The following is an 11411-nucleotide window of genomic DNA, read 5'->3' on the forward strand; positions in this document are numbered from 1 at the left end:
GTGCCGGGCGAGGAAGAGCGTTCTGCCGCCCGGTCGGCATTCGTGGTTTTCAGCCCCTGGCAACGACCAGATCGATCTCCACCAGGGCATTGCGCCCGAGCACGGCGACGCCGACGGTGGTGCGGGCAGGGAGGCGCTCGTCGTTGAAATGCCGGTGATAGACCGCATTGAGGCCGGCATAGTCTCGTTCGAAATGCGACAGGTAGATGCGGGCGAAGGCGGTGTCTTCCAGCCGGTATCCGGCGGCATCGAGAATGCGAAGCAGATTGCGGAAGACAAGCTCGGTCTGGGCCTCGATCGATGGCGGCAGAAGCGCCTTCGGATTGTCGGAATCGATCGGCAGTTGGCCCGTGACATAGAGCGTGTCGCCCACCTCGACGGCATGGGCATACCGCGCCGTCTCGGGCGGCGGGGCGGCATCGGCGACGAAGAAGCGGCGTGGCGTCGGCATGGTCAGGATCCCCCGGGTCTTGCAAGGCGGATGCCGGCGCAGGGGCCGGCATCCGCGTCGATGGTCAGCTCCACGGATGGCGCGGCGGATTGATCCCGTTCAGGTAGAAATTGCCGACATGGAAGAACTTCCAGCGCACGGGATCATGCAGCGTGTGCGCCCGTGCATTGCGCCAGTGGCGGTCGAGATTGTGCTTGGCGAGCGTCGAGCGCGTGCCGGCCAGTTCGAACAGCTTGTTCGTGGCGAGGATCGCGATCTCTGTCGTCAGCACCTTGGCCTCGGCGGTCTTGACGGTCGCATCGGCAATCGTCTCCTCCGTCGGGTTTTCGAGGCCGACGTCGATGGCTTCGCCCGCAATGCCGAGCAGGGCTTCCGCCGCATGCAGCCTGATCTTCAGGTCGCCGATGGCGGCGATCGTGAAGGGGTCTTCGCCCGCCGTCTCCTTGCCGCTGTCGATCCATGGCCGGCTTTGCGTCTTGATGAAGGCGATCGCATCCTCGATGGCGCCGCGCGCGATGCCCGCGTCGATCGCGGCCTGGATGATCTGCGAGACGGGGCCGGCGATGGTCGGCCGGTCGAAGGCGGCGACCGGAAGCAGGCGGCTCTTCGGCACGCGCACGTTCTCGATCTTGACCGATCCGGATGCGGTGGTCCGCTGGCCGAAGCTCGACCAGTTGTTCGTCACCGTGATGCCCGGCGCGTCCCTCTCCGTGAAAACGAGATAGCCCTTCTCGTCGGCGTCGACGGCGACGATCGGGATGATGTGCGAGAGCAGGGCGCCGGTGGTGTAGAACTTCTCTCCGTTCACCACCGCCTCGTCGCCGTCATGGGTCACGCGGGTCTCGAAGGCGGAGACGGTCTTGCTGTTCAGTTCCGAAAAGGCATTGCCGAAGCGCAGGCCGGACAGGACCCAGCCGAAGAACTCCTTCTTCTGCTCTTCCGTGCCGTCGAGGTCGATATGGCCGTTGATGGCAAGATGGTTCTGGGTGATCTGGGCGATCGAAGGATCGGCGGCAGCGAGGATCGCGATGACGCGGGCGAGCGTCTTGTAGGACACACCCGGACCGCCATAGGCCTTCGGAACATTGATCCCCCAGAGCCCGCTCTGGGAATAGGCGTCGATTTCCACCAGCGGAAGCAGGCCTTCCCTGTCGCGCAGCGCGGCCCCCGGCGCGAAATCGGCGGCAAGGCGCTTGGCGACGGCGATAGCCTCGTCATCGCTCTTGATGATATGGGCGGGCGTCAGCGGCCTCGGCCGCGGCGGAACCGGGTCGTCCGAATTCACGCGCGGATGCTGCGTATAGTCGATAGGCTGCTTCTCGATAATCCCCATGGCCAAGCTCTCCTGTTGGTCTGGGGTCAAAGTTGCAGGTTTCACATAAAATCCATAGATATTATGTGTTATAGGCAGGCAGCTTTGTGAAAAATCCTTCGAAAGGTTGATCCGCCGACGGCAAGCGCGGCGCTGTGCCACGACTCCATCAAGATGACGGCAATTCGGCATCGGCACGTTGCCGATTGAATGGACGCTCCCTATGTCGGCCTATAGGTTAGCCGCAGTGTTTTTAAGGAGCTCGAACGATGATCCAGGCCGGTGGCGCCCTCGCGGTTCGTTCAAGGCTTGGTCTAGTCAGGTTTCCTTTCGCTAGAGACAGGCGCAAACCGCGCGGGAGCGGGTCTTGCGACCCCTCGACACATCGGTGACAGGCATGGCTGATCTGAATCCGGTGCGTGACGCGGCGCAGGAACCGCGTCTTCGGCAATATTTGGCGACCATGGCGGCCGCCTTCCACGGCTCGCCGCTTCGCGGCGTTCTGGTGCTGCTGGCCGCGGTCATCCTAGTGGTCATTCTTGCCACGGCTTACGGGCAGATTGTCCTCAATCGCTGGAACCAGCCGTTCTACGACGCTCTGCAACAGCGCAACATGCCGGCCTTCCTCGCCCAGTTGCTGGTCTTCTTCGAGATCGCCGGCGCGCTGCTCGTTCTCAACGTCGCGCAACTCTGGCTCAACCAGATGCTGCACCTGAAGCTCAGGGAAGCGCTGACGCGCGACATGATCGACGAGTGGCTTCGTCCCGGGCGCGCTTTCCGCGTGGCGCGCCGCGGGCAGATCGGTATCAATCCCGACCAGCGGCTGCACGAGGATGCGCACCGGTTGAGCGATCTCTCGGTCGATCTGGGCGTCGGCCTGTTGCAGGCGGGCGTCCTGCTCTTGAGCTTCGTCGGCGTTCTTTGGGCGCTGTCCTCGGGCTTCGTCTTCCATCTGTGGGGCGACTCGTTCCTGATCCCCGGCTACATGGTCTGGGCCGCGATCCTCTATTCAGGGACGGCGTCATGGCTGAGCTGGATGGTCGGCCGCCCGCTGATCGCTCTCAACGGCGATCGCTATGCGCGCGAGGCGGACCTGCGCTCTTCGCTGATGCGGGTAAACGAACAGCTCGCCGCCATCTCGGTCGCCTCCGGCGAGGTGGACGAGGCGCGGCGCCTTCAGCGGGACCTCGCCGCGGTCATGGCCGCAACCCGCCGCATCGTCTTCGCGATGACGCGCCTTGCCTGGGTCACGTCGGGTTATGGCTGGGTGACGATCGTTGCGCCCATCATCATTGCCGCGCCGGTCTATTTCGGCGGCGACATGACCTTCGGCGGGCTGATGATGGCCGTCGGCGCGTTCAACCAGTTCCATGCCTCGCTGCGCTGGTTCGTCGACAATATCGGCTCGATCGCGGACTGGCGCGCGACGCTCGGGCGGGTCGCAGCCTTCCGGCTCGCCCTGATGGATGCCGAGACGGCCGACGGAACGGCGGACCGCATCGCTTTCGTCCCGTCGCCCGACCCCGTCATTGTCTTCGACGGCCTGGAAATCGATGTGCCGTCGGGGCCGGTGCGGCTGTCCGAACCGCATGTCGAGGTTCATCCCGGCGACCGCGTGCTCGTCACCGGAGCGCTCGGCGCCGGCAAGACGCTTTTGACGCACACGATTGCCGGGCTGTGGTTCTGGGGCAGGGGCAGCATCAGCCTGCCGCGCGAGGGTGGCATCGCGTTCGTGGTGCGTGATCCCTACATGCCGGCCGGTACGCTGCGCGCGGCGCTTTGTTATCCGCGCGACGCCGATGCCTACTCGACGGAGGACATCCTGGCCAGCCTGCAACGGGCGGGGCTTGAGCGCCTGTCGCCATCGCTGGATCGCACGGCCCGCTGGGAACACGAGTTCGGTAACGATGAGCGCCGGATGCTAAGCATCGCTCAACTGCTCCTTCACCATCCAGATTGGATCGTGATCGACGATATCGGCGACCTGACCAATGGCGACAATGGCGAGCGGGTCGCCTCCATCTTCCGCGACGAACTGGCGAGCGCGGCGATCATCGCGATGGGCACGGGAGAAGGGCGCGTCGACCTGTTTTCGCGCACCCTGCGGCTCCTGCCGGTGACGGCCGGAGGATAAGCCAGCGGATCAGGCCGATGCCTCTCCGGCCTCGGCCTGCCGGGCCATACGGTCGACTTCGCGCCGGTAGGCCTGCGCCGCGAGCATGATCGCCCCGGACTGCGCCGGATAGGTGTGCACCACCGCGGCGAGCGCTTTCATGCCGATGCCGGCGCTCATGATGACCGCCATTTCATTGATCATCTCGCTCGCCCGCGAGGCGACGATGGTCGCGCCAAGGATTTTATCGCTGCCCTCCGCGACGTGGATCTTGACGAACCCGGCCTCCTGCCCGTCCGTGACGGCGCGGTCGACATCGGTCATCATCACGGTGTAACTCCGGATCGGAATCGATTGCCGGCGGGCTTCCCAGACATGCAGGCCGATATGGGCGATCTCGGGGTCGCAGAACGTACACCAGGGAATGACCGAGTTGTCGTGCCGCTGCCGCCCCTGCATCAGCGCATTCTGCACCGCCATGCGCGCGGAGGATTGCGCGGCATTGGTGAACTTCAGCGGCAGGCAAACATCGCCGGCGGCGTATATGTCGGGATTGCTGCTGCACAGGGAATCGTCGACCCGGATGCCGCAGTCGGGATCGAGTGCCACGCCGGCCGCCGCCAGGTCGAGGTCCTCGACATTGGGCAACCGCCCGGCGCAGACGAGGATTTCATCGGCCACGATCTCGCCTTTCAAATCGTAATTGAGGGTCTCCAGCACCTTGGCGTCACCCTCGCGCCGTGCCCCGACGACGGTGGTGTTCAGGCGGATGTCCATGCCGTCGCGCGCCATGGACCAGGACAGGATCTCGGCCGCGTCGCGTCCCTCCCGGGGCAGGAATTTCGGACTTTTCTGCACGATCGTCACATGCGAGCCCAGCCGGCAGAAGGCCTGCGCCAGTTCGCAGCCGAGCGGTCCTCCGCCGATGACGATGAGACGTTTCGGCAGCGCCGTCATGTCGAAAATCGTCGCGCTCGTGCGGTAATCCATCCGGTCGAGGCCCGGAATATCGGGGATTCTGGGTCGCGCACCCGTGGCGATGAGCGCCTTCCTGAAGGTCAGGCGGGTGTCGTTGACGAGGAGTGCATTCGCGCCCGCAAACCGGGCGGCGCCGAAGAAGATATGCACGCCAAGGGCAGCGAGTTCATGGACCGAATGATATTCCGCAAGCCGCGTGCGGATCCGGCGCATGCGCCCCATCACCGCTGCAAAATCGAGAACGGGTTCGGTCGGGATGGGCACGCCGAACCCGTCGGTCTCCCGCATCAGGTCATAGGCGAGCGCGCTGCGGATGATCGCCTTCGACGGCACGGACCCCGTGTTCAGCGAGTCTCCGCCCATGCGCTCCCGCTCGACGAGAGCCACGGAAAAACCGCCCCGCGCCGCGCATTCGGCAGCCGTCAGGCCCGCCGGCCCGGCGCCGACGATGACGAGATCGTAGACGCTTTTCGGTTCGGGATTGGTCCAGTCCCGCGGCCGCACGCGCCGGAGAAAGAGGCCGTCGTCGGGCTTTGCCCATGGTGCATTGCCTTGCATGTCTATAACCACCCGCCCTTGAACCCGGCCCGCGCGAGGCCGTCACGCACATATGTGCAGCGCCGCATGATTTCCCAGATCAGACCCGTGCGGTGATTTTCGATCGTCATCGCGAGCAGGCCCTGGTCGAGCCCGTACCATCCTTCCGAAAGCCACCCGTCCGGACCGCAGCGCAGCGTCGGGTTGAAGCCGCTGGAAAACCGGTCTTCTCGGCAGACCTGCGGATAGGTTTCGAGGAGGTGGCGGGTGCCGGAGAGCGCGGCATCGGGGGCAAAGGGCAGCGTTGCCAGCATCGCCCAGGGCGAGATCGTGCCGTCGTCCGGGCCATAGGGCACGCCGCGTGACATGTAGCCGTAGAACCGGCGATCCCTGCCGCTCTGGCGCAAGGCCGGCACCGATGGGCCATCGCCCGCCGTGACACCCCAGAAATCACGGCAATAGCCCGCGAATTCGTAGGGATTGCGCTCGCCATAGTCGCGATGGATGGCGATCGTTCTTTTGGTGTTCTCGAAATAGTCGCTGTTCTTCTCGCGCATGAAGGCATCGCGGATACCGCGAAAGTCGATCCAGGCATGCGAAAAGAGATGCGTGAAGAGCGGGCCGGAATAGAGCACGTTCCGGTCCATGAGGTTCTCCCACTGATAGGTCAGGCTCCATGTCTCGTAGCACTCGGACGTCAACGGGAAGGTCGGCGAGCCGAACCCAAGCACGTACAGGATCAGCGCCTCGTTGTAGCCTTCCCAGCCATAGTGGAGAAATCCGCATTCAGGTTTCCAGCCCTGCGAGAGGCCGGCGGTTCCATTCTGCGCCCAGTGCCAGTCGACCCGGCGGTAGAGCGCGTCGGCATGGTCGCGGATCTCGCTTTCCTCGGTGTTGCCGCCGTCGAAATAGCCCCCTGCCACGAGGATGCCCGCCATCAGCAGTGCGCTGTCGACAAGCGACAGTTCGCATTGCCACACGCGCTTGCCCGTCCTCATGTCGAGAAAGTGATAGTAGAACCCCTTGTAGCCGGTGGCGTCGGGCGCCTCGCTTTGCGTGCTCAGGGCAAAGAACCGCAGCACCTTGAGCGTGCGGGCCGCGGCCTCGGCGCGCGACATCCACCCGTTCCGGACGGCGACGGGATAACAGGACAGGGCAAAGCCTACGACGGCGATGCTGCAGGGCGATCCCGGGCGGGATGTGTCCGCGACAAGGCCGGTATCCTCGTCGGCATAGTCGACCAGATAGGAAAAGGCGGCGCGTTGAAGCCGGGTGACCAGTGCCTCGTCCGAAAGTAACCTCACGCCGTCCATAAAGCCTGTCCTGAAAATGAAGAATAAAAACCGTTACACGCGCAGGGAAGGGTCCTTCCAGATCCGGAAACCGCCGGTGAAGGCACGGGTGTTGTCACCACGCAGGCAATTTGGCGGCAGATCGTGGAGATGGTCGACATTGCCGCCGCCGATGACGACGTAGCCCGGCAGCAGAGCGGCCCGCAGGCGCTCCGTTACCGCGAACACCGCCTTGCGCCATTTCTTCTTGCCGCGCTTTTCCAATGCCGGCTCGCCGACATGGTCCTCGAAGGTCTTCCCGTTCTTATAGGGCAGGTGGCCGACCTCCATCGCATGGCAGACGTTTTCGATGATCATCGCGGTTCCAAGCCCCGTGCCCAGGCCCAGGAAAAGCATGCGGCCGCCCTCATAGCTGCCGATCGCCTGCATCAACGCATCGTTGATGACCTTGGTCGGCTTGCCGAAGGCCTGTGCGAAATCGTGGCCCGCCCAGCCGGCGCCCAAATGTATCGGATCTTTGAGAGGCCTGTTGTCCGCGACCGGCCCCGGATAGCCGATGGACACCACGTCATAGGACCAACCCTCGGCAAGGGATTTGACCGCATCCACCATCTGGACCGCGGTCATGGCGGCGCCGGATTCGACGCGCCGCTCCTCATCTCCGACGCTGGTCCTGATCTTCACATGCGATCCGCCGACGTCGATCGACAGAACGATCGGATCTTCGGTCATCTCCGGCAATGCGATCAGTCCTTCTTCTTCTCGACATGGCCGCCGAAGGCGAAGCGCATGGCGGACAGGAGCTTGTCGGCGAACTCGGATTCGCCCTGCGAACTGAAGCGGTCGAAAAGCGCCGAAGAGAGCACCGGCGCCGGCACGCCCGTGTCGATTGCCGCTTTCAGCGTCCAGCGGCCCTCGCCGGAATCCGAGACGCGTCCGCCGAATTTGGCAAGCGCCGGGTCTTCCTTCAGGACGCCCGCCGTCAGGTCGAGCAGCCATGAACCGATCACGCTGCCATGCCGCCATACTTCCGTGACGGCGGCGAGGTCGATGTCGAACTGATAATATTCCGGGTTCTTGAGCGGGCTCGTCTCCGCGTCCGCCTCGCGCTTGCGCTTGCCGGCATTGGCGGCTTTCAGGATGTTGAGGCCTTCGGCATAGGCCGCCATCATGCCGTATTCGATGCCGTTGTGGATCATCTTGACGAAGTGGCCGGCGCCGCTCGGTCCGCAATGAAGATAGCCGGAGGCAGCAGTGCCCGCCGAGGGCGCCGTGCCATCCTCCGCGCCGGGGGCAAGGCTCGCGAAAATGGGGTCCAGATGGCGCACTGCCGCCACCGGGCCGCCGATCATCAGGCAGTAGCCGCGGTCGAGACCCCAGACGCCGCCGCTGGTGCCGACGTCGACGAAGCTGATGTCCTTCGGTGCAAGCTTGCCGGCGATGTCGACGGCGTCCTGGTAGTGGGAGTTGCCGCCGTCGATGATGATGTCGCCGGGCTGCATCAGGCCTGCAACCTGGTCGGCGATCCTGCCGGTGATCGCGGCGGGCAGCATCAGCCATACACAGGCGGGCTTGGAAAGCTTGGCAACGAAGTCTTCCAGCGCGTTCGCGCCGATAGCCCCTTCCGAAGCGAGCGCCGCGACGGCTGCCGGATTGATGTCGTAGACCACGCATTCATGGCCGTCCTTCATCAATCGCCGCACCATGTTGGCGCCCATGCGTCCCAAACCCATCATGCCGATCTGCATAGCAACGTCCTTTCTGGAAGAGATGGCGTGTCCGCCGGAGGCCTGTCTGTCTTAATCTGGCGCGATGATGATGGCGAAATTCATGCCCTCCCAGCGCCTCGTTTCGACCCAACGGAAGGTGAATTCGACGCTCGCACCCTCCGCGAGCCCGGAGGTGGGGATTTCGACGACATGGATGCCGAAGGCATTGCCGCTCGTCGCGCTGTCGGTCACGGTCGCCCAGCCATCCGCGCTCCAGCGGACGCTCGCGGCGGCCAGCAGTTCGATCCGCAGCAGCTTGCCCTCAGGGATCGTGCGGATTTTGTTGTTGAAGCGCCAGGACCGGAAGGGCGCGGTGGTCCTGTTCCGGATATAGCGTTCCGGTCCTTGCGGCGGCATGTCGAAAACCTTGCCGTCGCGAAGCGAGCGCAGAAGCTTGACATATTCCGCATGCGCCCAGACCAGCGGCATGGCGCTGCCGGAGGGGCCGCCCCGCCGCAATTCCCGTTCCGGCATCTCGGCGCCGTCCCAGACCTGCTCGGGCAGAAGCCCGCCGGTGCCTGCCGATGCGGCGAAGGTCCCCAGCAGGTCCAGGGCGGATTGCTGGCGGCCAGCGGCGAGTTCGTAATGCGCCCGCTCGCCCGTCAATAGCGGCCACGGCCTGCCCTGGCCCGTCCCGTCGAAGGGGTCGCCATTGGCATGCTCGCCGTAGCCGTCGTCGGTGTAGCGATACCAGACCGGCCCCTGCGGGAGGTCGGCGCGCAGATGGGCGTCGATGACCATCACGGTGTTGACGATCCGCGGGTCATCCGCCGCCCGCAGCCCGAAACGAACCAGCGCCAGAACATCGGGGCTGACGATCAGGTCGGGCGCCCGGTCCGTGTCGTCGGGCGGACGGTTCTTGATCGGCACGAAACCGTCCTTGGGAGAGGCGGCATCCGCGAGATCGGCCGGCGCGATGCGGACATAATAGCCGTCGACGCCGAGTTCGGCGCAGGTACCGGTGCCGCGGACATAGGTCCATTTCTCGATCTGGTCGTTCCAGCAATCGGCGGTCTGCCGGGCAAAGTGCGCGGCATCCCCCTTGCCGCAGGTGTCTAGAATGTCCGCGGCGGCGAGCAATGCGGCAATTTCCACGGCGAGCGTGAAGGGTGAGTAGCCGCTGTCCTCTTCCCACCGGTCTTCGCCGGTGACCGGCCCGTTGCGGACGAGATAGGCGGTGGCGCGTTCCACCATGGGGAGATAGGACGCCAGCGCTTCGCCCGAAAGGCAGCCCATGCGGTGCAGCCCATCGGCAAGCAGCAGGGGGAAGCCGCACTCGTCCATCTGGATGCCGTCCCAATAGGTCGTGCCGTCTAGCCAGGCGTTTTGCGGCCAGTGGCCGTCGGCTTCCTGTATGGTGCGCAGATAGGCGAGGATCTGGAGCGCATCGTCCGTCAGGCCGGCGGCCAGGAAGCCGCCTGCCGTTTCGACCAGGTCCCGCGGCCAGACGAGATGGTAGCCGCCGAGGTCGTCATCGCCCTTGCTGGAGCCCCAGGGGATCGAGAGGCTTGCAACGGCCGGTCCCGGAAAGCTGAGCGACCGATGAGTGCCGAGCACGGCGGTGCTGGTGCGATAGAGGTTCGGGCCTTTATGGCCAGGCCCGTCGAGCGGCAAAAGCCCCTTCTGCCACTCGCGCCACCCCGCCACATAGGCGGTTGCGGCATGTTCGTAGCCGTCGTTGAGGCTCGCAAGCGCGTTGTAGCCCGCTTCCTCCGGTGTTGGGCCGAAGGACAGGGCGACCACCGCGACGTCGTCATCCGCCGTAAAGCCAATTTCGCCGGTCAGCGCGACATTCCCGTCCGTCGCATTTTGGTATTGGGGACCGAGCCGTCCCGACGCCGACAGTCGCCGCCAGCCGTCCGAAACGCCGACATAGTCGGCAGAGGCCTCCCGCCACGGCAGGGAGCATGCGAGCGCGAGCGATTGTCCGCGGCCGGATGCGAAGAGCATACGCACGCCTTTGTACGCGCCGATCCAGGCGGAGTTGCCCATTCCTGCGTTGACGAGATGCGGCGCCAGTAGCGCATACACCCGGTAGTCGCCAGCCTTTCCGGCCAGCGGCGTGAAGTGGGTCTTTTGCAGAACGGTCGGCCGCTGCGGATCGACGAGAACGCGCTTTTCGATCCGGTAGGCGCCGTCGAGCGCGGTATTGGTCAGGTGGAAGGCGGGAACGCCATCCTGGAACCAGGCGACATCATGCGTGGTGTGGCGCTTCTCCTCGGAGAAATAGCCATCGTCCCGCGTGACGATCAGGCCGAGATCGCGCGTGCAGGCATGATCCAGGCGCGGATGATAGACTTCGTTGAGGATGCCGTGGCTGACGGTGAACCAGGTGCGCGAAGCAGCCGAAAGGGCCGTGCCGACGCCGCTCTTCGCGCTGGACGTCCATCGGGCGGCAATCCCCGGCGCGCCCGGTGCCGGCGCCTCGCTGACGGGCTTCTCCAACGTTCCTCCACCCTTTGCCACCGCAACCTGACGGGCGGAGGTCTGGCAACCCGAGTTATGTCGCGTTTTCGCCGCGACGGCAACGGTGCCTGTGGCAATGGCCTTGGCGCGCTCATCAGCTGCACTACCTCCCAAGAGACAAAGGGAGAGAACGATGAAGGTTCAGAAGTTCAGTATTGCCGACGCGACCCTGGTTCGATCACCGGGACAGGATGCGGATATATTCGTCGGGAACCTGGTGGATGAGAGGCACGGCGGGCCGATCACCGTCGGCTATGGCCGCTATGCGCCCGGCCAGACCCTCACCGAGACGATGGCCGTCGATGACGTCATGATCGTTCTGGAAGGGCGGCTTGCCGTTTCCACCGGCGCCGGCACGGTCACGGCGGGGCCAGGGGAGATTGTCTACATGCCCAAGGGCGAGGCGGTGACCATCACGACAGACGGAGAGGGCGCGCTCACCGCCTATGTGACATATCCCCATTGGGCGGAGGCGCATGAATAAGGGTGCATC

At 64.8% G+C, this 11411-nt stretch carries 9 protein-coding genes; 2 read left to right on the plus strand and 7 right to left on the minus strand.

Features of this window, described 5'->3' with window-relative positions:
- Nucleotides 1-49: 49 nt before the first annotated feature.
- Together AC1RWL_RS02040 and AC1RWL_RS02045 are read right to left on the minus strand one after the other, a co-directional pair.
- A complete protein-coding gene (locus tag AC1RWL_RS02040) occupies nucleotides 50-451 on the minus strand; it encodes a RidA family protein (RefSeq protein WP_493093479.1) in 402 nt (133 codons plus the stop codon).
- A gap of 64 nt (nucleotides 452-515) precedes the next feature.
- The gene (locus tag AC1RWL_RS02045; protein ID WP_493093478.1) at nucleotides 516-1784 is read right to left on the minus strand and encodes an SfnB family sulfur acquisition oxidoreductase; all 1269 of its coding nucleotides are present in this window, start codon (nucleotides 1782-1784) and stop codon (nucleotides 516-518) included.
- Nucleotides 1785-2160: 376 nt separating this feature from the next.
- On the opposite strand from AC1RWL_RS02045, the gene AC1RWL_RS02050 reads away from it, so the two are divergent.
- Nucleotides 2161-3897, plus strand: coding sequence for an ABC transporter ATP-binding protein/permease (locus AC1RWL_RS02050; protein ID WP_493093477.1), 1737 nt, complete (start codon nucleotides 2161-2163; stop codon nucleotides 3895-3897).
- 9 nt (nucleotides 3898-3906) lie between these two features.
- On the opposite strand, the gene AC1RWL_RS02055 is transcribed toward AC1RWL_RS02050, so the two are convergent.
- Genes AC1RWL_RS02055 through AC1RWL_RS02075 form a run of 5 tightly spaced genes read right to left on the minus strand, consistent with a single transcriptional unit; the run spans nucleotide 3907 to nucleotide 10897 of the window.
- Entirely contained in the window at nucleotides 3907-5412 is a 1506-nt protein-coding gene (locus AC1RWL_RS02055; RefSeq protein WP_493093476.1) for a mercuric reductase, read from the minus strand.
- A 2-nt stretch (nucleotides 5413-5414) separates the two neighbouring features.
- On the minus strand, nucleotides 5415-6704 hold the full coding sequence (locus AC1RWL_RS02060) for a glucoamylase family protein (RefSeq protein ID WP_493093475.1): 1290 nt from the start codon (nucleotides 6702-6704) through the stop codon (nucleotides 5415-5417).
- A gap of 33 nt (nucleotides 6705-6737) precedes the next feature.
- On the minus strand, nucleotides 6738-7415 hold the full coding sequence (locus tag AC1RWL_RS02065) for an ROK family protein (RefSeq protein ID WP_493093852.1): 678 nt from the start codon (nucleotides 7413-7415) through the stop codon (nucleotides 6738-6740).
- Nucleotides 7416-7429: 14 nt separating this feature from the next.
- On the minus strand, nucleotides 7430-8431 hold the full coding sequence (gene gnd, locus AC1RWL_RS02070; protein WP_493093474.1) for a phosphogluconate dehydrogenase (NAD(+)-dependent, decarboxylating): 1002 nt from the start codon (nucleotides 8429-8431) through the stop codon (nucleotides 7430-7432).
- Nucleotides 8432-8482: 51 nt separating this feature from the next.
- Nucleotides 8483-10897, minus strand: a complete 2415-nt coding sequence (locus AC1RWL_RS02075) for a glucan 1,4-alpha-glucosidase (protein ID WP_493093473.1) — start codon at nucleotides 10895-10897, stop codon at nucleotides 8483-8485.
- A 154-nt stretch (nucleotides 10898-11051) separates the two neighbouring features.
- Between AC1RWL_RS02075 and AC1RWL_RS02080 the strand changes: the two genes are divergently transcribed.
- Nucleotides 11052-11402 carry an ethanolamine utilization protein gene (locus AC1RWL_RS02080; RefSeq protein WP_493093472.1) on the plus strand — a complete coding sequence of 117 codons (351 nt, stop codon included), beginning with the start codon at nucleotides 11052-11054 and terminating at the stop codon, nucleotides 11400-11402.
- Nucleotides 11403-11411: the final 9 nt, after the last annotated feature.

The sequence above is a fragment of the Shinella sp. GW821-FHT10F02 genome (assembly GCF_058809275.1).